A 26,053-nucleotide genomic window follows, 5' to 3' on the forward strand; every position below is an offset into this window, starting at 1 on the left:
AGATGGGCGAGAGACTGAATTTGAACGGTTTGCAGGTCGCGGCTGAATTGGTGGAGTTCATCGACTCCCGTGCATTGCCGGGCACCGGTGTCGCAGCTTCTGATTTTTGGGCCGGTTTGGCCCGAATGGTCTCAGAACTGGGCCCCAAGAACCGTGCATTGCTAGCCGAGCGGAGCGAAATCCAAGGTAAGATTGATGCCTGGTACACCGCGTCCCGCGGAGGCTTGCCCGGATTTGAGGCACAACAGTCCTTTTTGAAAGAGATCGGCTATTTGGTCGAAGAAGGCGCAGAGTTTGCGATTGATACCGCGAATGTGGATCCTGAAATCGCCCTGACCCCCGGCGCACAGCTGGTTGTGCCGATTACAAACGCTCGCTTCGCTCTGAACGCCGCGAATGCGCGTTGGGGCAGCTTGTATGATGCGCTGTATGGCACCGATGCGATGGGGGATCTGCCACAAGCGGGCGGCTATGACGCCGCGCGCGGCGATCGCGTCATTGCATGGGCCAAATCATTTCTGGATGATGCCACGCCGCTGGCCAGTGGATCTTGGGCAGATGTTCAAAGTGTCCGCGTCGAGAACGACGCTTTGGTTCCGGGGCTGGGCGATCCGGCACAGTTCGTTGGATTTGGGGGCGCGTCGGACGTTCCAGACTTTGTCGTGCTGAAAAACAATGGTTTGCATGTTCAGATCATTATCGACGCTGCCAGCACGATTGGAGCGACTGATGCTGCGGGTATTTCTGATGTCCGTTTGGAATCCGCATTGTCGACGATCATGGATTGCGAAGATTCGGTCGCCTGTGTGGATGCCGAAGACAAAATCGTGGCCTACAGCAATTGGCTGGGTCTGATGAAAGGCGATCTTAGCGAAGACGTGACCAAAGGCGGGCAGAGCTTTACGCGCACACTGGCCGAGGATTTGAGCTTTACCGCTGCCGATGGTTCAGCTGGCTCCCTTAAGGGGCGATCATTGATGTTGATCCGTAATGTTGGGCACTTGATGACCAATCCGGCTGTTTTGGATAGTAACGGTGATGAGATCGGCGAAGGGTTGATGGATGCTTTGTGCACAACACTGATCGCGATGCATGACCTGCAACGGGATGGCGGAAATTCCGTTCATGGATCGGTTTACGTCGTTAAGCCTAAGATGCACGGACCTGCCGAGGTCGCCTTTGCTAATGAGATCTTCACGATGGTCGAAGAGATCCTAGGCCTGCCGCAGAACACCGTGAAATTGGGCATTATGGATGAAGAGCGGCGCACGAGTGCCAATCTCAAGGAGTGCATTCGCGCCGCCAAATCCCGCGTGGCTTTCATCAACACCGGGTTTTTGGATCGTACTGGTGATGAGATTCACACCGCTATGGAGGCAGGCCCCATGCTACCCAAAGGCGACATCAAGACCACGCCTTGGATTCTGTCCTATGAGGACCGCAACGTTGATATCGGTCTGGCTTGTGGGTTGCGCGGCAAAGCGCAAATCGGCAAGGGCATGTGGGCCATGCCGGATCGTATGGGCGAGATGCTGGAGGCTAAAATCGGCCATCCGAAATCAGGCGCGAACTGTGCTTGGGTGCCATCCCCGACAGCCGCGACGCTGCACGCGACCCACTATCACAAGGTTGACGTCTTGGCGCGCCAAGATGAGATTGCTGCGGGCGGTCCACGTGGAACGCTTGAGGATCTGCTGACCGTGCCCCTGCTGGGCGGGCGCAATTTAAGTGATGCGGAAATCGCGCAAGAGATCGAGAACAATGCGCAAGGTATCTTGGGATACGTTGTGCGGTGGGTTGATCAGGGGGTTGGCTGTTCCAAGGTTTTGGATATTCACGACGTGGGCCTAATGGAGGACCGGGCGACCTGCCGGATTTCCTCTCAGGCGCTGGCGAATTGGTTGCACCACGGCGTTGTGAGCGAAGATCAAGTGATGACCGCAATGAAAAAGATGGCTGTTGTGGTTGATCGGCAAAATGCCAGCGACCCGCTGTATTCGGCGATGGCCCCAGATTTTAACGGTGTCGCCTTTCAGGCTGCTTGTGATCTGGTGTTCAAAGGGCGCGTTCAGCCGTCGGGGTATACCGAACCGGTTTTGCATGCTCGCCGGTTGGAGCTGAAAGCACAATTGAGCTAAAGAAATTCAAGAGAGCAGGGCGGAGATCGCTCTGCTTTTTCAAATTGTGGCAAACGATAAAGGAAACTGGGATGTCAATTTCGCTGAGACGCGCACGCACCATCATTCGTAAGGCGCTTGAAAAAGGGCGCGAAATGGAGCTCAAGCCACTGTCTGTTGTTGTGTTGGACGCAGGCGGTCATGTGCAGGCCTTTGAACGCGAAGATGGGGCAGCCCCCGGAAGGTTCCCGATTGCGCACGGCAAGGCTTACGGGGCTGTTATGCTGGGTATGGCCGGCACAGCTCAGATGAAGCGCGCCGAGGATCAGGCTTATTTCATGGCTGCGGTGAACGGTGTGTACGGTGGGCAGGTTATTCCGGTGCCGGGTGGCGTTTTGGTGCGGGACAAAAAGGGGGCTGTGATCGGTGCCATTGGTGTAACGGGCGACACATCGGACAATGATGCAATTGCGGCGATGGCCGGGATCGATGCTGTTGGGTTGACCGGCGAGATTTGATCTTGGCCGCACGCTGCTTAGGATGAGGTCGGTATGCTGTACCGCTCGGGCGCAAACACCACTGGTGTCTGCGCCCATTTTTTACGCACTGTGCGTGGTTGAACACGCGCTTGCGCCATGGTGCAGGGGGTGCGTTGTTGCACGTCTGATCGGCGCGCTGTAGCGTCAAGCCAGAATTAAAAACAGGAGCACTCATGGTTCGCCCGGTCATCGGTATCATCGGCAATTCATATTTGATGAATGATCAATATCCCACGCACGCGGGGGGCACGATGAATTCAGATGCAGTGGCCAATGTGTCGGATTGCATGCCAATGCTCATTCCGGCGGACCCTCGATATCTGTCTGTTGAAGAGCTGCTTGAAACCTGCGATGGGTTCTTGCTGACCGGTGGACGCCCGAATGTGCACCCCGAGGAATATGGCGAAGCAGAGACCGAAGCGCACGGAGCTTTTGACCGTGCACGGGATGCGATCGTTCTGCCATTGGTCCGGGCTTGCGTCGAACGGGGGCAGCCGTTTTTGGGGATCTGCCGTGGCTTTCAAGAGGTCAACGTGGCCATGGGAGGCACGCTCTATCCTGAAATCCGGGATCTGCCGGGGCGGATGAACCACCGGATGCCGCCCGATGGAACGCTGGAGGAAAAATTTGCGCTACGCCATCCGGTTAAATTGACCGAGGGCGGAGTGTTTCATCAGGTGTTTGGGGCCCCCGAAGTGATGACCAACACATTGCACGGGCAGGGGATTAAACGCGCCGGATCGCGGATTGTGATTGACGGATTTGCACCTGACGGAACACCTGAGGCGATATATGTAAAAGACGCGCCCGGTTTTACCTTGTCGGTTCAGTGGCACCCTGAATGGGACGCTGCAAATGATCCTGTATCGCGCCCTCTGTTTGAGCGTTTTGGTCAGACGGTGCATGGATGGCAGGCGACGAAAACGCAGCAAGCGTTTCAAAAATCGGCATAATTAGACTTAGGCAGCAAGAACTCGGGCTTCGTGTGCCTTGAGGCACAGTCGCGCTGTGTCGCCGAATGCACCGTGATGGCTTCGCAGTTCGGGGAACAGATTGAACATCTCGTGGCGGCTCTGCCCGGTCAGTGCTTCAATGGCGGTGTCACCTGGGAAAAAGCTCTCGGTCGCGGCGCCATTTGCGTAAATCACTTCGTGCTGATCCAGCATCAGATGCATGTAAGTGACGGAACCGCCCTGTATGCGGGTGACTGCCGGATGGTTCAGCAGATGGCGCGCAGCCACAAGAACTTCGGTTTCGCCAAACAGCATCTGCGCGCGAGACCCGCTCCAGAGCATGCGATGCTGAGGGGAGACGATCAAAGGCGCGCTGGCAGCCTGCAGTAGCGAAGTATCCAGACGGATGGGGGCAAGATCGCCCTGTGCTTCGACCGTGCGGGTGCCTATCCAACGCAGGGGCTGTAGACCGTTGTCACGTGTCACGATCAGATCGCCCACTTTCAGATCCTGAATGAGGCGGGGCCCTTGGGCAGTGGAGATCAACGTACCCGGGGTAAAACAGATGATCCGTTCAATATTGGAAAAGGTGACGATGGACCCATCGGTCATCTCAACAGTCCCGGCCAGTTCGCCGGGGATATCTGTTGTCAGGTTGAGGGATCCATCCACGGTCTGACCGTTCAAATCCAGAACGTCACCATCGGTTTCATCGCCTTCGCCACCGACAATCGTAATGCCTGCAGTACCAGCTTCTCCAAGATCGGTCAGGACGAAGAGATCGTCGCCATCGCCGCCCGCGATCGTGTCACCTTGTGCCGCGTTGACAGTGTCGTTCCCTTCTCCACCGTCAACCGCGTCCTCTCCCCGGCCACCGGCCAAAAGGTCATCCCCACCTTCGCCGAACAGGGTGTCGTTGCCAGAGCCGCCGAACAAGGCATCGTCGCCATAGGTCTGAGGAATGGGTTCAAAGAAGACGTCTGTAACCCAAATGGCTTGTGTTCCGTCCAAGGCATTTTCGTAGATGATGTCGATACGCGCGACCGGGCCTTCCACTTCAACCAACACAGATCCCGCGGCGTCAGCCTGGGATTCACCTGAATCCCCGGCGGTCACCGTATTGTCGGAAACCGTATCGGTCGCACCGCCATTGGGGGTTGGTGTCAGGGTAACGGTTACCGGATTGCCATCTGCGTCGAAAGCGTTGACGGTGATCACATCGCGGTGGTTGCCGTCGGCGTAATCCACATCATTGATGCGAAAGGTGACGTTTTCAACTTCGTCCTGTACGTCTGCGCCCGTCGCAGCGTCGAAGCTCAGGGTCGTTGTTGACGTGGCACCGTCACCGTTGCCATACAAATACAAAGAAGATTGTTCGCTGAACGGTTCGTTTGCGTCGACATATTGTGTGTCGCTGCTTTCAATCGAAAACTCGGGTGAGTTGTTGCCATTGTTCGTAAAGCTGACGGAAACATCGACATCGCCGGTGTTTTGGGTAAACCCGCCGGAAACATCGGTTTCATCCGGCGCCTGTGAATCCCAGTTCAGGGATTCAATTGAGCGATCACCATAGAGCAGGTCGTCACCCTGATTGCCGCGCAGGGTGTCGTCGCCCGTACCGCCCAGCAACCAATCATCTCCGGAAAGTCCGCGTAACTGGTCATCTCCTGAATACCCAAGCACCAAGTCCGCGTTGTCAGCACTGTCATTCAGGCTGTCGCCATTGCTGTCGGTATAGGTGTTATCAATCGTATCATCGCCCACGGTGCCGTCGACTACGTTGTCGGGGATGTCTGAGGGCGGATCAAAAGGGGATGGGGCAGTATAGGTCGGGGCAGTGACCGTGTCGGCAGCCGTCAGCGTATCAACTTCGCCAAAATCAGGAACGAAATAGACGTTTCCGTCTTCGGCGAGGTAAAATTGGCCCGGTTCTTGTTCGTCAGTGAATGTGGTGCCGTCGTCGACCCCGGTAAACACCCACTGACCAGCTCCAAGAGCTGTCTGTGTGTTGAAAAAAGTCCATGGTCCACCGATGACATCATTCGGTGTAAGCGCATTGTCCGCGCCTAATGTGACGAGATACCCGGAAGGCATTGAACTTTATTCCTATTTCGATGCACAGATTCTTGTGATCTGTTGCTGAACTGCTCTTTCCAGAGATGCCTGAAGAGTTGGCGCTCTCTGATCCTGACGCTCTGTGTAAAGACCTGTTGCGGCCAAAGAGCGGAGGAATTGAGACAAATTCGCGTGGGAAATAGGGAAACAATGCCTTAATTGTTTCTAAATTGAGAACGATGCACAGGCCCCGTGTTTTACAGGACCTGCGTTGGAGTTTGTGATTGCAGTCAGACCAACAGATCGAAATGCTGGTTCAGCGGAAGCGTGCGCGCCCGCTTTCCTGTCAGGTCAAACAAGGCATTGCCCAAGGCTGGGGCTGCAGGTGGGGTGCCGGGCTCCCCTGCACCGCCCATAAACCGGTTGGTCTCCAGAATTTGGATATCTACCTGCGGTGCAGTGTGCATGCGCACTGCATCATAATCCGGGAAGTTGAACTGCTCGACCTCACCGTCAGCAAAGGTGATTTCACCAAAACTTGCAGCTGATAGCCCGTACATCATGCCACCAAACATCTGTGCCTTGACCGTGCCGGGATCGAGTGCCAAGCCCATGTCGCAGGCGATCCAGGCTTTGTTGATCCTAATGGTGCCATCTTCATCGACGACTTCGATCACTTGTGCGACAGGCGTGCCAAAGCTGTAGGCAAAGGCCACACCGCGCCCAACGCCGTCGGGGGTCTTGCCGGTCCAGCCTGACATATCACGCACGGTTTCCAGAACCCGCGCGGCAACATCCCATTCGGGACGTGCCATTTCTAGACGGAATTCAAGCGGATCGCGGCCAGCTGCATGGGCCATCTCATCCATGAACGTATCATGGAAGAAAGCGTTATGGCTGTTGCCGACTGAACGCCAGAAACCGGCCGGGATTTTGAGATCAGATATATACCCGCTCATACGGTAGTTCGGAATGGCATAGGGTTGGTTGAAAAAACCCTCGACCAGCACTTTGTCTGGCCCTGCGCCAGCCATGCCAGTGATCCGCTCCATAGCTTGTTGGGTGGGTGATTGGGTTGCAAGGTGCCCGTCCATCAAGACCGCTTTGCCGTCTTTGATTGCACCGCGCATTCGCGCGATTGCACCGGGGCGATAGTAATCGTGACGCATGTCCTCTTCGCGGGACCACGTGGTTAGGATAGGGGTGCCGGGCATTGCCATGGCAACTTTGACCGCGACTTCGACAAAGTCCAATTCTAGGCGACGACCGAACCCGCCTCCAAGATAGGTTGTGTTGATTTCAACCTGCTCTGTTTCTAACCCGGTAACGTAAGCCGCACGCGATTGCGCAAAGGTGGGTGTTTGTGTGCCGGTCCAGACCTGCAACCCATCGCTGTTGAGCCGTGCAACCGCTGTCATCGGCTCCATTGTCGCGTGGGCAAGGAAGGGCACGGAGTAGTCGGCGCTGAATTCGGTTGCACCATCGGGCAGGGTATCCACGTCGCCATCGTCACGCATGGTTGAGTTGGGGGAGCCATCAAAGGCTTTTGCCAAAGTTTGGAAAATCGCATCGGTTTCCGGGGGATAGGGTGCGTCTTCCCACTCGATCTCGACGGCTTCGGCAGCTTGAATGGCAAGCCAGGTGTTGGTAGCAATCACGGCGATGCCGTCGCCCAAATCAACAATCTTTTCAACGCCGGGCAAGGTTTTTGCTTCCTTACCATCGAACGAGACCATGCCGCCGCCCAATTTGGGGTTTCGGCGTACGGTGGCAAATTTCATCCCCGGCAGTCGCACGTCAATTGCAAACTCGGCGGTTCCGGTGGCTTTGCCGACCATATCCAAACGGGGCAGGTTCTGGCCCAGCTTTGTCCAAGTTGTCGGATCTCTGAGCTCGGCTTCAATCGGATCAACGCTGGCGGCAGCAACAGCCAATTCGCCGTATGGGATTTTTGAGCCATCAGGGGTGATAACGTGACCAGCCTGTGTTTTGAGCTGGTCGCGACTGACCCCCAATTGGTCAGCTGCGGCTTGTTTCAGGGTTTCACGGGCGCTGGCGCCGGCTTCGCGCATCCGGATGAACCCGTCCTTCATGGATGTGGATCCGCCTGTTGCGTGCAATGACAAGGATTTGCCAATCACGCCAAGCGCTTCGCCCAGATTGTGCATGAAATCGGATGTGTCATACCCCTTACCAGGGAGACCATCAGCGACGAAGGCTGAGTTGTAATACGCTGCAGCTGCTGGTCCGTGCAGAACAGTGACTTGATCAAGTTCGACATCCAACTCTTCTGCAATAAGAGCGGCCCATGTGGTTTGGACGCCTTGACCCATTTCCGCACGAGGGGCGAACAAGGTGACGCCGTTCTGGTCAATCATAACAAATGGGTTCAGCGCAGCTTGTCCCTGACCCGGTTTCAAGGGGTTGGGGGCGGGGGAGCGCACTTTGTAGACGCCAAAGGCAACACCTCCAACCACGGCGACAGAGCCTATCAGAAACGTACGACGAAGGATTTTACCGATGCTGGCCATGGTTCAAACCTCCTTCATTTTGTCTGAGGCGGCATGAATGGCGGCCCGGATGCGAGGGTAGGTGCCACAGCGACACAAATTGCCCTGCATTGCCTCGTCAATTTCTGCATCGGATGGCTCGGGGATCTCAGCAAGCAGGGACGCGGCCTGCATGATTTGTCCGGACTGGCAGTAACCGCATTGCGCGACTTGATGGTCGACCCAGGCTTGTTGAATTGCCGCCATAGCATCAGGGGTGCCGATGCCTTCGATGGTGGTGATTGGGCCGTCCACGTCGGCCAAGGGAACCTGACAGCTGCGGACGGCTTCGCCATTGATATGAACTGTGCAGGCGCCGCAAGCTGCAACGCCGCACCCGAATTTGGTGCCGGTCAGGCCGACTTCGTCGCGGAGCACCCACAAAAGAGGCACATCATCAGGCAAATCCACCTGATGTGCTTTACCGTTGATCGTAAGGGACGTTGGCATGGCGCGTTTCTCTCCGCTTCAGCTAGGGTGTCTGACACATTTAATCATAAGTGTCAGGATGTCAATTGACATTTTTTTATTGAAGTGTCAGATATTCGACATGAAAGACTCGAATGCCGATCCCAAACAAAATGCGATTGTGACGTCTGCTTGGCAGGCCTTTGCGACCTATGGGTTTCGCAAAACCTCTATGGATGACATAGCGCGCGGTGCGGGAATGTCCCGTCCGGCGCTCTATCAGCACTATCGCAACAAAGAGGATATCTTTCGCAGCCTCGTGCAGCATCACTATGACGAGGCGCGTGTAAGTGTGCGCGACGCTTTGCAGATGGACGGGAGTGTGATCGAGGTTTTGACCAATGCTTTGCAAAAGCAAAGCGAAGGAGCGGCAGAACTGCTGATGTCGCCTCATGGTATGGAATTGCTGGATGTCGGTTCGACAACAGCTCCAGACATAGTTGAGGCCGGAGAGGCCGCTTTACAGGTTCTATATGCTGACTGGTTAGAGCGGCAAGTGGCGCGGGGCAGCGCAAAACTGCCCGGCGAAGCCAGCGTTGTGGCTGCTATGCTCACAACGGCGCTAAAGGGGATCAAGGCCCATGCCCCGGACGTTGCCAGCTATACTGCACGGGTGCAGCTGTTGGGTGCGTTGGCCGGGGCAGGTTTATCGGTCAGGTGACCTTGTTGCGGACTTTGTATTCTGGCTGATCCCACAGATTATTGGTCATGACATCGGCAATTATTGCGACCGCTGCGCGTACATCCGCTTCGTCGACGTACAGGGGGGTAAAGCCAAACCGCATGATGTCAGGTGCACGGAAATCACCGATCACACCACGTGCAATGATCGCCTGCATTGCGGCATACCCTTCTTCGAACCGGAACGAGACCTGGCTGCCACGAGCGTGTGGATCGCGTGGGCTGGCCAGCGTCAGCATCGGGCAGGCGGCTTCGATTTCAGAGATAAATAGCTCGGTCAGCTCGATGGACTTGGTGCGCACGTCCTGAATATCGGCCATGTCCCAGACATCCATAGCAGTTTCCAAGGCAGTCATCTGGATCACGGGTGGCGTGCCAACGCGCATCCGTTCAATGCCGGAGCCGGGACGATAATCAAGATCAAAGGCAAAGGGTGATTCATGTCCCAACCACCCGGATAGAGCGGGTCGAACCTGATCCATATGGCGCGGAGCCACATAAATGAACGCAGGCGCGCCGGGACCACCGTTGAGATATTTATAGGTGCACCCGACCGCGAAATCAGCGTTGCATCCGGCCAGATCAACAGGGAAAGCCCCGGCAGAATGCGCCAAATCCCAAACGGTGACGATGCCCCTAGCGTGCGCCAGTTCTGTCAGGGCCTTCATGTCGTGTTTGCGGCCTGTGCGGTAATCGACTTCGGTGATCATCATCACGGCGATATCGTCGGTTAGGTTGTCAGCCACTGCTTCGGGGTCAACCACGCGCAGTTCATAATCATCGCCCAGCGATCGCAGCAATCCATCCGCCATATAAAGATCTGTTGGGAAGTTGCCGTTGTCTGACAAGACCACTTTGCGGGTTGGGTTCAGTTCAAGCGCTGATGCGACAGCCTGATAAACTTTGATCGACAAGGTGTCGCCCATCACAACGCTGCCCGGTTCGGCTCCGATCAAGCCACCAACCCGGTCGCCCAGATCGGTGGGTTTCGCCATCCAACCGGCTTTGTTCCAACCGGTGATCAGCAGGTCACCCCATTCGTCTTGTAGCATGGTCCCAACACGGGCAGCTGCTGCCTTGGGCAGGGGACCAAGAGAGTTGCCATCCAGATAAAGGACGCCCTCGGGCAGGTGAAACATAGCTTTGGTCGCAGCAAAGTTTGTCATGTGGGGCCTTCCGCATTTACTTTAAGCTTGAAGTATCTCTATTGGGCGTATCGGGTCTTGGACGATGTGTCCAGTGTTTGTCATATCCGTCAGGGACATCACAAGGGGTGGCAATAATCGCGCATGATTGCACCACCCGTCGATAAAGTGTTGTTTTAGATGGATTAAGATATCAGTTTTTCACTGCTATCATGATGTCTGAAGGCCGCTGACAAAAATGCGATAGCCAGACTGATCGCTTCGGCACCCAATCCAATGGGCAGGTGCCAAAGCATTGGGATTACATCTGACCACCGGCGATTTCGATGTTTTGGCCATTGATGCTCTGGGAGCCGGGGCCAACCAACCACATGGCGGCGGCTGCGACTTCTTCTGGGGCAATCAAGCGTTTGTGGCGGTTAGCGCTGACCATCATCTTGAGCGCTTCATCAGAGCTGACTCCGGCGCGCTGTGAAATCGACGCTGTGTTGCGATCCACGATTGGGGTGTCCACGTATCCGGGGCAGAGATTGTTAAAGGTATAAGGCTTGCCCATGAACTCTTCGGAATAAGTACGCGTCAACCCGATCAGCCCATGTTTCGAGGCAGCATAAGCGCCAGCACCGGGCGCACCACGCAGACCGGCGATTGAGGCAACTGAAATCACGCGCCCCCAGTCGGTCGTCACCATAGAACGCAGGCTTTCACGGATGGTCAGAAATGCGCCATCCAAATTCGTTGCCATTATATTGCGCCAAAATTCCATATCGGTCTTTTGCAGGGTCTTGCCTTCGGCAATACCGGCGTTTGCAACGCAAATCTGGATCGGGCCGTGGGCATCCACCGCTGACGCGATGGTGCTCACAACATCTTCTTCATTGCGAACATCCATTGCGCGGGCGCTCATTCCGTCCGTGCATACTTGATCCAGAACCTCTTGGCGGCGTCCGGTGATGGTTACGTGCGCACCCTCTGCTGCGAGTGCTTTGGCGATGGCCAGACCAATGCCAGTGCCACCACCAGTGACCAGAGCATGTTTTCCCGTTAAATGCATTTCGCGTCCTCCGTGTTTAATGACCACGTTAGTCGCTAGATGGCCTGTGACAAGACGCGCCGCTCCGTCACTTTACGGTATCATTCACACATGCGAATGTGTCTCCTGAATGAGGGAGTTTTCATGACACGTCTTTTTGTTATTGCCGGTATTACCGCAGGTGCACTTTCGTTGGGGACATTGGCCCATGCCAGTCAGGATATCGTGGATCAGTATCCGCAGTCTGAGTTGTACTCCAAACCCGTCGAAGTGATTCCACACGTCTTTTCAGCTATCGGTGCCACGGCCCCGCCCACCTATGAAAACGCAGGTCACAACAACAACCTGTCGTTCATTGTGACCGACGAGGGGGTTGTCGTGATCAACAGCGGGGCCTCGTCCCGGCTTGCTGCAGCCTTGCATGACGAAATCAAAAATGTGACGGACCAGCCCGTTGTCTTGGTGATCAACGAAAATGGTCAGGGTCATGCGATGCTTGGCAATGGGTATTGGCGTGATCTGGGTGTTGATGTTCTGGCGCATGTGGATGCCGTGGCAGAGACTAAGGAAAATGGCGATTTCATTTTTCAGGGCATGCAGGCCTATAACAAAGATCGTGCCGAAGGCAGCCGCGTTGAGCATGCTAATCTGACGTTTGAGGACAAATATGACCTGTCTTTAGGCGGGGTTGATATCGAGGTGCTGCATCTTGGCCCTGCGCATGATCCGGGCGATGTTCAGGTCTGGATCCCACAGTGGAGTATGATGATCGCGGGCGATATCGCCTTTCATGAACGGATGCCGCCGATTTTCCCGCATACGTGCACCAGCTGCTGGATCGAAACGTGGGACGAGGCGCTGGAACCGATGAACCCAACTTATGTTGTCCCTGGCCACGGGCACCCGACAAATCTGGCGCAGGTGCGGCGCTATACCGTCGATTATCTCAAGGATCTTCGCGCTAAGGTCGGTGCGCATATCGAAGAGGGCGGTGATCTTGCTGGGGCCTACTACGTGGATCAGGAAAAATGGCGCACTCTCGATACGTTTGAGGAACTCGCGACCAAGAACGCAGGGCGTGTGTTCGAGGAAATGGAATGGGAATAAGACCCCGGTAAACTGGTTTGGGGCCCGCTGCATGGGCTCTGAACACCCTTACGACAAAAGGATCTTTGTATGACCCTTGTCAAATCGCTGATGATGTCGCTCTGTCTAGTCAGCCCCGCTTTGGCAGCGGACGAAGCGGTTACCGACGCCGTGATCGAATATATGGATTTTGCCACTTACGAAAGCGGCATCATCCTTCCTGCTCAGCTGAGCAAGGATGTGTTCCAAGCGGCAACGTTTGTTGATGTGCGGGACGCAGAGCAGTATGCACAATCCCATATTCCCAGTGCAATCAACATTGAATGGCGCGAAATCCCCGGACGGATAGATGAATTGCCCGAAACCGGGTTGGTCATTTTGTATTGCAACACAGGCACCCTGTCTGCACAGGCGACATTTGCAACCCGTCTGTTGGGGCACGAAAACGTTGTTGTGTTACAAACCGGGATTACCGGGTGGACTGAAACAGCCGAGTATAAACCATGATGAAATACTTTGATTTGCCGCCGATCTGGTTGGCAGGCTTTGCCGCGTTGGCATGGGGACAATCCCGCTACTTTCCAATGGGACTATCACTAGACGGTGGGATAACGGATTTGTTGAGCGGCCTGTTGATTGGCGGCGGCATTGTTCTGATGCTTATGGCCGTTGTGGAAATGCGCCGGCACCACACAACGTTGAATCCACATGGCGCCCCACAAACACTGGTGCAGTCCGGGATCTTCAAGCGCAGCCGGAATCCGATCTATGTGGGCGACGTTTTGATCCTCAGTGGGCTGATTCTCCGGTTTGATGCTGTGTTGGCGCTACCGTTGGTGCCAATCTTTGTTTGGACACTGGAGCGTCGATTTATCATACCTGAGGAAAATCGGCTCAGGCGGGCGTTTCGGATGGATTTTGCCCGTTATGAAGGCAAAACCCGACGCTGGGTGTAGGAGTTTTGCGACACTGGACCTAACGTTCTGAATGCTGCGCTTGCGAAATAATGTTGCGCAGGATAGAGGATTGCTTTGCGAACCGAACCATTCTGCGCCTGATTTTGGGCGAAATAGGGGGACCTGACGGGTGAAAATAGGCACACCAAAGGAAATATTTGACGGAGAAGCGCGCGTTGCGATGACTCCGGACTCAGCACTGCAGTTGCAGAAACTGGGTTATGACTGTGCGATCGAGAGCGGAGCCGGTGCGGCTGCGGGTTTCTCGGATGCGCTGTACGAAGCAGCAGGTGTTGAGGTCGTCAAGACCGCAGCGGACCTCTGGGCCACGGCGGATATCATCGCCAAAGTCCGTCAGCCGGATGCAAACGAACTAGAACATCTGACCGACGCGAAAACGTTGATCTCGTTCTTTAACCCAGCCGCAAACACCGAAGGCATGGACGCTGCCAAAGCCAAGGGCGCCAACGTGATCGCCATGGAAATGGTGCCACGTATCTCCCGCGCGCAGAAAATGGACGCATTGTCGTCGATGGCAAACATCGCGGGCTACCGTGCTGTCATCGAGGCGGGCAACAACTTTGGTCGCTTCTTCACGGGGCAGATCACGGCGGCGGGCAAAGTTCCCCCGGCTAAGGTTCTGGTTGTGGGCGCGGGTGTTGCGGGTCTTGCCGCGATTGGCACCTCGACCAGCTTGGGTGCGATTACATTGGCATTCGACGTGCGGCCCGAAGTGGCCGAGCAGGTTGAATCCATGGGCGCTGAATTCGTCTATCTGGATTTCGAAGAAGAACAGCAGGATGGCGCGGCCACCGGCGGTTATGCTTCTGTGTCCAGCCCAGAATTCCGCGAAGCGCAGCTTGCCAAGTTCCGCGAACTGGCCCCCGAAGTTGACATTGTGATCACCACGGCGTTGATCCCGAACCGCGAAGCGCCCGAATTGTGGACCGCTGACATGGTTGCGGCGATGAAGCCGGGCTCGGTGATCGTTGACCTTGCGGCTGAAAAGGGCGGCAACTGTAAGCTGACCGTGATGGACGAGAAAATCGTAACTGAGAATGGCGTGACCATTGTTGGCTACACCGACTTCCCATCGCGCATGGCTGCACAGGCTTCCTCGCTGTATTCGACCAACATCCGTCACATGATGACTGACCTGACCCCTGAAAAAGACGGTCAAATCAATCACGACATGGAAGACGATGTGATCCGCGGTGCCACCGTGACCCATAAGGGTGAGATCACCTTCCCACCGCCGCCGCCCAAAGTTGCAGCGATTGCGGCCAAGCCCAAGGAAACCGTTCCAGAGCTGACGCCTGAAGAAAAGCGCGCCGCCGAAGTGGCTGCGTTCAAGGCTCAGACCAAGAACCAAGTTACCCTGTTGGCTGTTGGTGGGGCACTGTTGCTGTTGGTGGGGCTGGTTGCTCCGGCAAGCTTCATGCAGCACTTCATCGTGTTTGTTCTGGCGGTCTTTGTCGGCTTCCAGGTGATCTGGGGTGTTGCGCATTCATTGCATACACCGCTGATGGCTGTGACCAACGCGATCTCGTCGATCATCATTCTGGGCGCTCTGATGCAAATCGGATCGGGCAGTTTCTTGGTCATTCTCCTCGCCGCGCTTTCGGTCTTTATGACCGGTATCAACATCTTCGGTGGCTTCCTCGTGACACGGCGCATGCTCGCCATGTTCCAGAAATCTTAAGGAGACGAGGACAATGGAATTTGGATTTACTACTGCCGCTTACGTAGTTGCGGCTGTTCTTTTCATCCTGTCTCTGGGCGGTTTGTCCGGACAGGAAAGCGCGAAACGCGCCGTCTGGTACGGCATCGTTGGCATGGGGTTGGCGATCTTTGCCACTCTGATCGGCCCCGGTGCCGGTCTGTGGTGGCTGTCGATATTGCTGATCCCGGCCGGTGGTATCATCGGCTATATGCTTGCGACACGTGTGCAGATGACACAGATGCCAGAGTTGGTAGCTGCGATGCACTCACTGGTTGGTCTGGCGGCTGTGTTCGTCGGCCTGATTGCGCATATTGAGCTGGGCAATGTTCTGGTGATGGATGACAGCGCCAAAAAATCCCTCGAAGGGTTCGCGTCGCTGCTGGCCAAGAAATCCAGCGTTGAGGTCAGCATTCTGCGGGTCGAAGTGTTCCTGGGTATCTTTATCGGTGCGGTGACCTTTACTGGGTCAGTTGTGGCTTATGGCAAATTGGCGGGCAAAGTTTCGTCTGCTGCAACGAAACTGCCCGGCGGTCACATGTTGAACGCCGGTGCGGCCGGCCTCTCGCTTCTCTGCCTGATTTGGTACTTCAACACGGGTGGGTTCTTCCCTCTGTTCATCATGATTTTGGCGGCGCTGTTCATCGGTTACCACCTGATCATGGGCATCGGTGGGGCTGATATGCCGGTTGTTGTGTCGATGCTGAACTCGTATTCGGGTTGGGCTGCGGCTGCGATTGGTTTCAGCTTGGGCAATGATTTGCTGATCGTTGTTGGTGCGCTGGTTGGTTCGTCGGGTGCGATCCTGTCCTACATCATGTGTAAGGCAATGAATCGCTCGTTCGTCAGCGTTATCCTTGGTGGTTTTGGTGGTACATCTGGCCCCGCAATGGAAGTCGAAGGCGAGCAGATCGCAATCGACGCCGATGGTGTTGCTACAGCTTTGGAAGAAGCCGACAGCGTCATCATCATTCCTGGCTACGGCATGGCAGTTGCACAAGCGCAGCAGAATGTTGCTGAGCTCACACGTCGTCTGCGCGCAAAAGGGAAAGAGGTTCGCTTTGCGATCCACCCAGTTGCGGGTCGTCTGCCTGGGCACATGAACGTGCTCTTGGCCGAAGCCAAGGTGCCTTATGACATCGTGATGGAGATGGACGAGATCAACGACGACTTCCCATCCACTGATGTGGCAATCGTGATCGGCTCCAACGACATCGTTAACCCTGCAGCACAGGAAGACCCCAACAGCCCCATCGCCGGTATGCCGGTTCTGGAATGCTGGAAGGCGAAACAGGTGTTTGTCTCCAAACGTGGTCAGGGTACTGGTTATTCCGGTATCGAAAACCCGCTGTTCTTCAAAGACAACACCCGTATGTTCTATGGCGATGCCAAAGCGTCTCTGGACACTTTGTTGACTATGATCAACTGATCTCAACATCACTGTAGATGTGAAAAGGGCGCTCTGATAGAGCGCCCTTTTTCTTTTTCAATTAGGGCTTGAGCTGGAGTGCACTCCAGCTCGTAAAGTGGCGCGACTCACAGAGAATGGAGCATGTGTATGAAGATCTCAGAGGTGACCGCGCAAACAGGGCTTAGCGTTGATACGCTCCGGTTTTATGAGAAAATCGGGCTAATTGATCCTCCGCCGCGCGATGATGGGGGGCGGCGTAACTACAACACAGAGGTGTTGGGGTGGATCCGGTTTCTGGATCAGCTGAATGCAACGGGAATGAAACAAGCAGATCGTGTGAAGTATGCTGATTTGCGTCGACAAGGCCCAGAAACCTATGCCGTACGGCGTGAGATGCTAGAGGCACATCGAGTTGAGGTCGCTTCAAAGCTGGAGCAAATGCGCCAAACTCTGGATCTGATGGATGCGAAAGTGGCACTGTATCAAAAGTTAGAGCAGGAGCAGATCGCCCATGTCTGAGGCATTAAAAAAGGGTCGCGCTTTGGTCGCGAACATGAACCCTGGCTTGGAAACCACGCTGGCAGAGCGCTATGACGCCGCGGTTCCTGACATGGCGGAGACTTTGGTGGAGTGGGCCTATGGTCGTCACTACGCGCGTGAAGGGGTCGATCTGAAAACCCGTCAGCTTTGCACGATCGCAGCACTGACCGCGCTTGGGGGGCACACTGCGCCGCAACTAAAGGTGAATATCGATCACACATTGGCTGCAGGTGCCAGTGAGCGCGAGATTCTTGAAATCATTTGGCAGATGTCCGTTTACGGTGGAATGCCCGCTGCAATCAACGGCTTGAACGCTGCGATGGATCGTTTTCAGGAACTGAAGCGATGAATGTATACCACCGTATTCCTGTAAGTTTATGAAATAAAAAGATATTTGTGGATTTTGTTTGTGCGGCTATAGTGACCCGAATTGGAGAACCAAATGCCGCCCATTCATGATCACCCCCTTCGCTACGCTCTGGCAAATGAGCTGCATGCGCGTCCCTTTCCGATTTCCACCGCGCCTTGCTCGGTCGTTTTCCTCGCAATAAAACAGACAGCCGAAGCTGCTGGGCGCGATCGCAGTCAGGATCGTGAGCACTTGTTGAACTTACTGGATCGGCATGGCGCGCCGCATCCGCAGCCAGAGGCAACGCATTACGCCGGGCAGATCGGGCGCCATTGGTTGAAGTGGGAACAACATACTGAATTTGTGACCTATACGGCATTTTCCGAAGGCGTCAGCGAGCGCGCCTTTAATCCTGCGGATTTTGAGGTGTTTCCAGCGGAATGGCTGGATCAGGCACCCGGGCAGAGGATTACGTCATCGTTGTTACGGGTGGTGCATAGGCCGGACCAAGGAACGATCAAAGCCAATATGTCGGACTGGTTTGTGCCAGAAAGCCTGGCCGTGTCTCGCGTGCTCGATGATGCCGCCGTGGCCGCGGGGGATTTCAGAATAGATCCTGCAGGACATATGCGGTTTGCCGTCTTTGTGACTGAGGGAACCGGGCAACGACGCATTGGACGTATCATTCAACGTTTGTGCGAGATCGAAACCTACAAGGCTATGTCTATGCTTGGGTTTGCACGTGTAAAGCAATTGAACCCAAAACTCGGCGCGTTGGACGCTCGGGTTACTGAGTTGATGAACGAGATGACCGATGGTCCAGCTCCTGCAGATGAAATGCTGCCGCAGTTGCTTTCGACGTCAACGGAGTTGGAAACAATGGCCGCTCGGTCTTCGTTTCGATTTGGGGCGACAGGGGCCTACGAGGCTATCGTCAACCAGCGGATTTTTTCATTGCGTGAGGAAAGGTTCGAAGGGCGCCAAACCTTTGCTGATTTCATGATGCGCCGATATGAACCTGCCATGCGAACCGTGAACTCGACCGAAACCCGCTTGCGGATGCTATCGGATCGGGCGATCCGGGCGGGCGAACTGTTGCGGACACGGGTCGATGTCGAACGCAGCGCCCAAAATCAGGCGCTGCTGGAAAGTATGGACCGCCGGGCCGATATGGCATTGCGCATGCAACACACTGTCGAAGGGCTCTCAGTTGTGGCGATTAGCTATTACGCGGTCTCATTGGCCGGGTATTTGCTCTATCCGCTGACGGCGTTGGGGATCAGCAAGGGGATGCTGACCGCACTGGTCACTCTGCCGGTTGTGGGCTTGGTGTGGCTGGGGATCCGGCAGATCCGGAAGCGCCTTGAATAACAGCCTGTGTAGCGAGTGCTCCGCCTGCGATTGAAACCAGCGCCAGCAGGGCTGCAAAGCTAAGCGTGGGAACACCTGACAAGCCCGCGCCAACTGTGCAGCCTCCGGCCAGAACGCCGCCAACACCCATCAACGTGGCGCCGGTCAGGTATCGCCCGGTCTGACGGGGGCTTTCAAAGCTCTGCCATTGAAAGCTGCCGAACACGAGCGACGAGAGCAGAGCCCCCAGAAGGACACCGCCCATCAGACCAGCCCCAAACCCAGCAGGGATCGAACTGGCGGCGATGGTGTAAAACAGGCTGTCTGCAGCAGGAGAGGTGAAGGATAAGCTCTCCATGGCGATGGGGTCGAATTCGTCGAGCAGAATGAACCCGGTGCCAACCCAAGCCAAGGGCACCAGCGCACCGATAAGAACCGCCATCAAAAGGGTCACCGGCCGGTTGCCAGAACGCAGCGCGACCCCCAAGGCTGCAGCAGCGATAAGTCCGCTCCAGATCCAAGCACCACCGGGCAGGGTGGCCAACGATGTGGTGGTCCCTAAATCCAGTGTGACAGACCCAACCGCAACGCGCAGCGGTGCCAGCACCCCTTTGAGCATGGCGTGTGCGACAATGGCAAACACCACCAGAACCAGCAAGGCCCGCAGATTGCCAGAGCCGCTAAGCACGGTCAGCCGAGACACGCACCCGCGCGTTAACACCATGCCAGCTCCAAACAGGGCGCCGCCGGCTATAATGGCAAGGACCGGCAGTTCAGCCGCCATGAACCGATGATCGTCAAAGGAGATGAGTTCTGCGCTTACAGCGAATTGGGTCCCGATGACGGCGACGGCCAGCGCCATCAGCCAGACACCAGCGGCGGCGCGACGGTCGTCGCCAACGACGGCGCGACGGAAACAGAACTGGATCCGCTCGGCTAAAAGACCAAATAGGATACCAATACCAAGGGCAAACAGAACGCTGACCTCTTTGGCGGTGGTTTCTTCGAAACCAAATGATTCGAACATGACGATCTCCGCATTGAAATTGGAATTTTTTCCCAATTGGCGCAGATATTGCCATCAATCAAGAGTATATGAATGTGTTTAAGCGTTCATGGTTGGAACAAAATTCCGTTGAGCCTGAAGTCGCGCCGACAGAGTTTCGTATAAGCGCAGTGCTACAAAACAAACAGCCGCCCGAAGTGGGGCGGCTGTCTGGTATTGTTCTTTTTCGTGCTTCTCAGCGTCCGCGGATCCGAGGATCAAGAGCATCCCGTAGACCATCACCAAGATAGTTTACACTCAGCACCGTCAGCGAGATCGCCAAACCGGGCCAGAGCACGCGCTCGGGAAAGTTCTCCATCCGATCGACGGCATCGGCCAGCATCTTACCCCAAGTCGGGAAGTCCGAGGGGAACCCGACGCCAAGGAAGGACAGGGCGCTTTCTGTGATGATTGCGGTGGCAAGACCCAAGGTTGCAGACACCATGATCGGGGACAGTACGTTAGGCAGAATGTGCCGCTTGATCATGTTGGTCTGGGTCGTGCCGATTGACCGAGCTGCCAAAACGAACTCGCGCTCCTTCAGGGCCAGTACGTCACCCCTTACAATACGCGCAGTGGGCATCCAGCTGGTGATACCGATGATTGACACGATCAGAATGAACATGCCGCCTTCGGGACCAAAGCTGGCGCGCAGGGGTTCGCGAAACAGGGTCACTGCCACCAGAAGCAAGGGCAGGATTGGCAAGGACAGGAACAAATCGGTCAGGCGCATCAAAGGACCGTCCAGCCGTTTGAAGTAACCTGCAACCACGCCAATAATTGTGCCGATGCCCAAGGTCAGCAACATGGCCGTCCAGCCCACAGCCATAGAGGCGCGGCCACCGGCCATCAGATTGGCTAGGCCATCCCGACCCAACTGATCCGTGCCAAGTGGATTGGCCCATCTCACTTTGGCATCGCTATCAAACAGTGCGGTAAAGATCGGCCGCAGGTCCCGGTTCCGGATGTCGATCTTTTGCGGATCGATGGTCCAAATATAGGGGCCAAACAAAACGCCCAATGTGATGAACAGCAGAAAGCCACCGCCCAGCATTGCGCCTTTGTGCTTGCCCAGTTGGGTCCAGATATCCAGCCACTTGTTACGCGGTGGTTTAGCCGGAAGCGGTTCTATCGAAATATCAGTCATAACGGATCCTCGGATCAAGCACACCGTAGAGAATGTCTGCGATCAAGTTGAACAGCACGATCAGTACCGCAAAGATAAAGGTGAGGGTCTGCACCATGGGCAAATCATTGGCGAAGAGGGCGGTGATCAATAGTTGACCGATACCGTTTACCTTGAATACCACCTCGGTGATGATGGCGCCGCCAAAGATCGCGGGCATTCCCAACGCAATCACGGTGATCACTGGAATCATCGAGTTGCGCAAAACATGAACCATAACCACCACGAATTCACTCAGGCCCTTGGCGCGGGCGGTGCGCACGTAATCTTGGTTGAGGTTGTCCAGCATCGAGGCGCGCATATACCGGCTGATCTGCGCGGTGGTCTGCAGCGCCAGTACCATGACCGGCAAGATCATTTGTCGGAATTGCAGCTTGAAGCTTTCCCAGTCGTTGACCACGTGCGTTGTGTCATACACTGATGGAAACCATCCCAAATGGACCGCAAAGATCACGATCAGAAGCGGGCCGGTAAAGAAGGGTGGGATCGAAAAGCCGATCATCGACACGAACGTACCTGCCTGATCGAACATCGAATACTGCTTATAGGCTGAATAGATCCCAATCGGGATCGCGATCAGGATGCCTACGATATAGGCCGTTCCAACAACCCAAATTGTCTGTGGAATACGCTGAACAACGATGTCCATAACGGGCGAACGGGTCTGCCAGCTAATGACACGCAATTTGCCTTCGGCAAAGGTGGTGCCAAAATAGTGGTCAATCAGAACCTGCGGTTCGATCCAGAAGAATTGCACGATCCATTTCCAGTACCGGACATGGAGGGGCTCGCCCAGGCCAAGGGCCAGACGCATTTTTTCTTTGACTTCGGGCGGAACAGTCAGGGGCACCTGCGCCATCGGATCGCCCGGAGCGAGCTCGAGCAGCAGGAAAATCGCAAGACTGATGAACAAAAGCGTGGGAACCGCCAGAACCAAGCGTCGGATAGTGAAGGTCAGCATTCAGGTGCGCCTTTGTTTATGAGTCTTTTTCTTGGGTCAGAGTGCCAGAGGCCGCGCCCCGATAATGATCGGAGCGCGGCTTTGCAAGAGGTAGAAGGCTTAAGAACCTTCTTTACGGTACCAATCGGCTGCATTCCACAGCTCGCTGTCCCAAACGTTCAGAACAACGCCACCCAGAGTGTTGGCGTGTGCTGACAGACGACCACGGTGAACCAGCGGGATCATGCCGCCGTTTTCAACGATGATGTCGTTCAGACGTTTGCTGATTTCAGCGCGCTTGGCGATGTCAGCTGTTGTTGTCAGCTCAGCATGCAGTGCGTCGAATTCATCGTTACAGAAACGGCTGATGTTCTCACCCTGCCACTGCGACGCAGGCGAAGGTGCTTTGTCACATAGACCGTTGGCCAGGTAAGACTGAGGGTCGGTGCCGTTGAAGGTGTTGGCGTACATTTCAACGTCAGCATAGAACTTCTGGAAGGTGTCAGGCGAGCCGGGATCACCACCAAAGAAGACAGAACCGCTGATGTTGCGCAGCTCGGATTGAATGCCGATTTCGCTCCACATCTGTTTGATCAGAGCTTGGAAATCCTGACGCACAGCGTTGGTCGAGGTCTGATAGACCAGCGACAATGGAACACCGTCTTTTTCGCGGATGCCATCACCGTCGGTGTCAACAATGCCTGCATCATCGAGCAGCTTGTTGGCGCCAGCGATGTCCTGAGTCGAACAATCAAAGGTGGTAGAGTTTACTGCAGCAGGGGCAGGGATCCAGTTACAGGTAACTTTCCCGGCTTTACCATAGCCAACTTCCACCAGAAGCGGACGGTCGATCGCCATGGACATGGCTTTGTAAACGGCCGGATCGCTCAGGAATGGGTGCGGACGGATGACCGAACGCTCTTCTGCGCTGAGGGATGGATCAGGGTTGGTGTTATTGAGCATGATGCGCTCAACCAAAGGACCAAAGCCCGCAACGGGTGTACCCTTGCCGCCTTCTTCCATCTTGGCAATCACGTCGGGTGCCAGTTGAAGGTTCCAAGCGTAGTCAAATTCGCCGGTTTCCATAACCGCACGACCTGCAGAAGTCGCGTCGCCGCCACCTTTGAACGTCAGCGATGCAAAGGCAGGCTTTGCAGGATCACGGTAGTTGTCGTTGGCCTTCATGGTGATCACGTCGTTCGGTTTGAACTCAGTGACAACAAACGGGCCTGTGCCAAGAGGGTTAAAGTTCGCTTCGGTACATTCAGGAGCCTTGGCACCCATGCACTGTTCGAACTGAGCCTTTTGCAGGATGGGGCTTTCACCACCAACAAAGGGGCCATAAGGGAAAGGTGTCGCGCCACCAAAGGTCACTTTGACTGTCAGATCGTCAACAGCTTCAACCGATGTGACACCTTCGAATTTGGTCACCTGCGCGCAGCCACCTTCTGGGTGCATGCAGTAGTCAGCCGTGAATTTAACGTCAGCTGAGGTAAACGCGGATCCATCCGACCATGTGATTCCCGGTGAGATTTTCCAGGTGATCGTTGTCAGATCTTCGCTCACGCCGCCGTTTTCAACGGTTGGGATTTCCGACGCCAGATATGGAACCATGGTGCCGTTTTCGTCATAGCGTGCGAGGGGCTCGATCACCAACGATGCGGCTTCCACATCTTTGGTGCCACCCGACAGGAACGGGTTCATGATCGAGGGCGCCTGCCAGTAAATAATGCTGACGTTGCCGTCCGATCCACGCTCGGCCATGGCCATCGGGGCCATTGCCGTGCTTGCGATCGCACCCATCAATAAGGCTCTGAGTTTCATTCTACACTCCTTGTTGGACACGTTTGTGCCTCGATTATCTCCGCAATAGCCGCGGATTAAGCTTGTGCCGTTTAAGGGGTAAATCTTTGAAACCAAACATGTAACATGTTGACGTTACGTGAATGTCGCTCTTCCCCCGGGAACGGTTACGCCACGTATCGAAGCAGAGTTTCAGAAAATTGCAAGCCTTGCTGTTGGGAAAAAATCTATGGGTTTGACTTTCCCTACGTCCCAGCCTTAGCGTCGGACACTTGAACAACTACGCGGCCAAAGGGAGCGCACCGGTGCTGGATCAGCCTATTGCACAAATCAAGAATCTTCGGGTTGAGTTCCAAACCAAAGACGGACCCGTCGTCGGCGTGGAAGATGTCTCGTTCGAGATAAGCCCTGGCGAAACCCTCTGTATCGTTGGCGAATCCGGGTCTGGGAAATCGGTTTCATCGCTGTCCCTGATGCGTTTGGTAGAGTTTGGTGGCGGCGAAATTGCCGGAGGCCAACTGCTGTTTGATCGCCGTGAGGGCGGCGAAGTTGACCTCGCACAGTCCGAGCAGGATCTGATGAAGCAGATTCGCGGAAACGAAATCGGAATGATTTTTCAGGAGCCGATGACCGCTCTGAACCCGGTTTTTACGGTTGGGCGTCAGCTCACCGAAGGTCTGCGGGTTCATAAAAATATGTCCAAGCGCGAAGCTGAGGCACGCGCGATTGAACTGTTGCGCGAAGTGCGAATTCCTGAGCCTGAGCGACGCTTGAACCAATACCCGCATGAACTGTCGGGCGGAATGCGCCAGCGCGTCGTGATTGCTATGGCAATGGCTTGCGAGCCGCGCTTGCTGATCGCGGATGAACCGACCACCGCGTTGGATGTGACCATCCAGGCCGAAATTCTGGCGCTGATGGACCGTCTTAAGCGGGAAACCGGCACCGCTGTTATGTTCATCACCCATGATATGGCGGTGGTTGCGCAGATGGCTGATCGGGTTGTTGTCATGTTCCGCGGCAACAAAGTCGAAGAGGGCACGGTTCAAGAGATATTTGAAAACCCGACCCATGATTATACCAAGGCCCTGTTGGCGGCTGTGCCCAAATTGGGCGAAATGACCGGCAAGGCGGCACCAGAGCCGATGAAACTGCTTGGCGTTGAGGGGCAAAATCTGGACCCGATTCCGGGCACCGAAGAGGTGCTGTTGCGGGTCAAAGGGCTGACTACCCGATTTGAAGTAAAAGGCGGCTTTTTCCGTCGAACCGTCGCCAACGTGCACGCGGTCGAAGATGTGTCTTTCACCATCAACAAAGGGCAAACACTTAGCCTTGTTGGCGAATCCGGCTGCGGTAAATCCTCGGCAGGGCGGTCGATTCTACGGTTGGTTGAACCCATGGCGGGTGAAATTGACCTGGATGGCAAAGACATTATGCAGTTGAACCAAAACGGTCTGCGTCAGGCGCGCCTGGATATGCAGATGATTTTTCAGGATCCGTTTGCTTCGCTCAATCCCCAAATGCAGCTGTCAGATCAAGTTGCTGAACCGATGTGGAATTACGGTATGGGATCCGCCAGCGATATCAACGCGCGGGTCGAAATGCTGTTTGACCGGGTGCATCTGCCGCGCAGCTTTATGCGGCGGTACCCCCACGAGATGTCCGGTGGTCAACGGCAGCGGATTGCCATTGCCCGGGCTTTGGCCTTGAACCCGAAATTGATCATCGCAGATGAGGCGGTCTCGGCGTTGGATGTTTCGGTGCAGGCGCAGGTTCTGAACCTGATGATGGAGTTGCAGTCCGAACTGGGCCTGTCGTTCCTGTTTATCAGCCACGATATGGCCGTCGTCGAACGCGTGAGCCATCACGTGGGGGTAATGTATCTGGGTCGAATCGTGGAAATGGGCCCCCGAAGCCGAGTATTCGAGAACCCGCAACACCCCTATACGCAGGCCTTGATGAAAGCGGTTCCCATCGCGGATCCAAATCGTCGAAAGTCTGAAAAAGACCTGAACTTCAAACCGATTCCGTCGCCCATTCATCCGGTGGATCACGTGGTTGAACCTTCAGTGTATAATGAGGTTGAGTCAGGGCATTATGTTCTGACAACCGATAGCGGATACTGAG

22 protein-coding genes are annotated in these 26,053 nt (G+C 55.4%); 13 read left to right on the forward strand and 9 right to left on the reverse strand.

What is annotated here, in order from left to right:
• Window positions 1-2: 2 nt before the first annotated feature.
• The 3 genes from ABWV33_RS01915 to ABWV33_RS01925 all read left to right on the forward strand — a co-directional run bounded on the left by ABWV33_RS01915 (window position 3) and on the right by ABWV33_RS01925 (window position 3,609).
• Window positions 3-2,138, forward strand: a complete 2,136-nt coding sequence (locus ABWV33_RS01915; RefSeq protein WP_353328911.1) for a malate synthase G — start codon at window positions 3-5, stop codon at window positions 2,136-2,138.
• A 71-nt stretch (window positions 2,139-2,209) separates the two neighbouring features.
• Window positions 2,210-2,635, forward strand: coding sequence for a GlcG/HbpS family heme-binding protein (locus ABWV33_RS01920; RefSeq protein ID WP_353328913.1), 426 nt, complete (start codon window positions 2,210-2,212; stop codon window positions 2,633-2,635).
• A gap of 194 nt (window positions 2,636-2,829) precedes the next feature.
• Window positions 2,830-3,609, forward strand: coding sequence for a gamma-glutamyl-gamma-aminobutyrate hydrolase family protein (locus ABWV33_RS01925; RefSeq protein WP_353328915.1), 780 nt, complete (start codon window positions 2,830-2,832; stop codon window positions 3,607-3,609).
• Between the two features lie 6 nt (window positions 3,610-3,615).
• Here ABWV33_RS01925 and ABWV33_RS01930 read toward each other — a convergent pair whose 3' ends face one another.
• The 3 genes from ABWV33_RS01930 to ABWV33_RS01940 all read right to left on the reverse strand — a co-directional run bounded on the left by ABWV33_RS01930 (window position 3,616) and on the right by ABWV33_RS01940 (window position 8,663).
• The gene (locus tag ABWV33_RS01930; RefSeq protein ID WP_353328917.1) at window positions 3,616-5,703 is read right to left on the reverse strand and encodes a Hint domain-containing protein; all 2,088 of its coding nucleotides are present in this window, start codon (window positions 5,701-5,703) and stop codon (window positions 3,616-3,618) included.
• A 251-nt stretch (window positions 5,704-5,954) separates the two neighbouring features.
• Entirely contained in the window at window positions 5,955-8,195 is a 2,241-nt protein-coding gene (locus tag ABWV33_RS01935) for a xanthine dehydrogenase family protein molybdopterin-binding subunit (RefSeq protein WP_353328919.1), read from the reverse strand.
• Between the two features lie 3 nt (window positions 8,196-8,198).
• The gene (locus tag ABWV33_RS01940) at window positions 8,199-8,663 is read right to left on the reverse strand and encodes a (2Fe-2S)-binding protein (protein WP_113824885.1); all 465 of its coding nucleotides are present in this window, start codon (window positions 8,661-8,663) and stop codon (window positions 8,199-8,201) included.
• 100 nt (window positions 8,664-8,763) lie between these two features.
• On the opposite strand from ABWV33_RS01940, the gene ABWV33_RS01945 reads away from it, so the two are divergent.
• Window positions 8,764-9,342, forward strand: coding sequence for a TetR/AcrR family transcriptional regulator (locus tag ABWV33_RS01945; protein WP_353328921.1), 579 nt, complete (start codon window positions 8,764-8,766; stop codon window positions 9,340-9,342).
• Here ABWV33_RS01945 and kynU read toward each other — a convergent pair.
• The gene (kynU, locus tag ABWV33_RS01950) at window positions 9,335-10,528 is read right to left on the reverse strand and encodes a kynureninase (RefSeq protein ID WP_353328923.1); all 1,194 of its coding nucleotides are present in this window, start codon (window positions 10,526-10,528) and stop codon (window positions 9,335-9,337) included. The two genes, ABWV33_RS01945 and kynU, sit on opposite strands and share 8 nt — an antisense overlap.
• Before the next feature lie 280 nt (window positions 10,529-10,808).
• Complete coding sequence (locus ABWV33_RS01955; protein ID WP_353328925.1) at window positions 10,809-11,561, reverse strand: SDR family NAD(P)-dependent oxidoreductase; 753 nt, start codon at window positions 11,559-11,561, stop codon at window positions 10,809-10,811.
• Between the two features lie 123 nt (window positions 11,562-11,684).
• On the opposite strand from ABWV33_RS01955, the gene ABWV33_RS01960 reads away from it, so the two are divergent.
• From ABWV33_RS01960 to ABWV33_RS01995, 8 genes are all read left to right on the forward strand, one after another.
• Window positions 11,685-12,647 (forward strand): MBL fold metallo-hydrolase, encoded by a 963-nt coding sequence (locus tag ABWV33_RS01960; RefSeq protein ID WP_353328927.1) that lies wholly within the window; start codon window positions 11,685-11,687, stop codon window positions 12,645-12,647.
• 69 nt (window positions 12,648-12,716) lie between these two features.
• On the forward strand, window positions 12,717-13,133 hold the full coding sequence (locus ABWV33_RS01965) for a rhodanese-like domain-containing protein (RefSeq protein WP_353328929.1): 417 nt from the start codon (window positions 12,717-12,719) through the stop codon (window positions 13,131-13,133).
• A complete protein-coding gene (locus tag ABWV33_RS01970; protein ID WP_353329229.1) occupies window positions 13,133-13,582 on the forward strand; it encodes a methyltransferase family protein in 450 nt (149 codons plus the stop codon). The genes ABWV33_RS01965 and ABWV33_RS01970 overlap by 1 nt, the downstream gene beginning before the upstream one ends.
• Window positions 13,583-13,712: 130 nt before the next feature.
• The gene (locus ABWV33_RS01975; RefSeq protein WP_353328931.1) at window positions 13,713-15,284 is read left to right on the forward strand and encodes a Re/Si-specific NAD(P)(+) transhydrogenase subunit alpha; all 1,572 of its coding nucleotides are present in this window, start codon (window positions 13,713-13,715) and stop codon (window positions 15,282-15,284) included.
• Window positions 15,285-15,297: 13 nt separating this feature from the next.
• The gene (locus tag ABWV33_RS01980; RefSeq protein ID WP_353328933.1) at window positions 15,298-16,731 is read left to right on the forward strand and encodes an NAD(P)(+) transhydrogenase (Re/Si-specific) subunit beta; all 1,434 of its coding nucleotides are present in this window, start codon (window positions 15,298-15,300) and stop codon (window positions 16,729-16,731) included.
• Window positions 16,732-16,860: 129 nt separating this feature from the next.
• Window positions 16,861-17,232 (forward strand): MerR family transcriptional regulator, encoded by a 372-nt coding sequence (locus ABWV33_RS01985; RefSeq protein WP_353328935.1) that lies wholly within the window; start codon window positions 16,861-16,863, stop codon window positions 17,230-17,232.
• A complete protein-coding gene (locus ABWV33_RS01990) occupies window positions 17,225-17,602 on the forward strand; it encodes a carboxymuconolactone decarboxylase family protein (protein ID WP_353328936.1) in 378 nt (125 codons plus the stop codon). Before ABWV33_RS01985 ends, ABWV33_RS01990 begins: the two co-directional genes overlap by 8 nt.
• A 93-nt stretch (window positions 17,603-17,695) precedes the next feature.
• Window positions 17,696-18,973 (forward strand): DUF3422 family protein, encoded by a 1,278-nt coding sequence (locus ABWV33_RS01995; RefSeq protein ID WP_353328937.1) that lies wholly within the window; start codon window positions 17,696-17,698, stop codon window positions 18,971-18,973.
• Here the strand turns inward: ABWV33_RS01995 and ABWV33_RS02000 are convergent.
• The 4 genes from ABWV33_RS02000 to ABWV33_RS02015 all read right to left on the reverse strand — a co-directional run bounded on the left by ABWV33_RS02000 (window position 18,909) and on the right by ABWV33_RS02015 (window position 23,947).
• Window positions 18,909-19,979: a YeeE/YedE family protein gene (locus ABWV33_RS02000; RefSeq protein ID WP_353328938.1), complete on the reverse strand. Its 1,071-nt coding sequence runs from the start codon at window positions 19,977-19,979 to the stop codon at window positions 18,909-18,911. The genes ABWV33_RS01995 and ABWV33_RS02000 overlap by 65 nt on opposite strands.
• Before the next feature lie 214 nt (window positions 19,980-20,193).
• Window positions 20,194-21,144 (reverse strand): ABC transporter permease, encoded by a 951-nt coding sequence (locus tag ABWV33_RS02005; RefSeq protein WP_113824896.1) that lies wholly within the window; start codon window positions 21,142-21,144, stop codon window positions 20,194-20,196.
• Window positions 21,137-22,144, reverse strand: coding sequence for an ABC transporter permease (locus ABWV33_RS02010; protein WP_113824897.1), 1,008 nt, complete (start codon window positions 22,142-22,144; stop codon window positions 21,137-21,139). Before ABWV33_RS02010 ends, ABWV33_RS02005 begins: the two co-directional genes overlap by 8 nt.
• 99 nt (window positions 22,145-22,243) lie before the next feature.
• Entirely contained in the window at window positions 22,244-23,947 is a 1,704-nt protein-coding gene (locus ABWV33_RS02015; protein WP_113824898.1) for a peptide ABC transporter substrate-binding protein, read from the reverse strand.
• A 284-nt stretch (window positions 23,948-24,231) separates the two neighbouring features.
• On the opposite strand from ABWV33_RS02015, the gene ABWV33_RS02020 reads away from it, so the two are divergent.
• Window positions 24,232-26,052: an ABC transporter ATP-binding protein gene (locus tag ABWV33_RS02020; protein ID WP_113824899.1), complete on the forward strand. Its 1,821-nt coding sequence runs from the start codon at window positions 24,232-24,234 to the stop codon at window positions 26,050-26,052.
• Window position 26,053: the final 1 nt, after the last annotated feature.

The sequence above is a fragment of the Phaeobacter sp. NW0010-22 genome (assembly GCF_040365955.1).
Lineage (GTDB): Bacteria > Pseudomonadota > Alphaproteobacteria > Rhodobacterales > Rhodobacteraceae > OMPR01.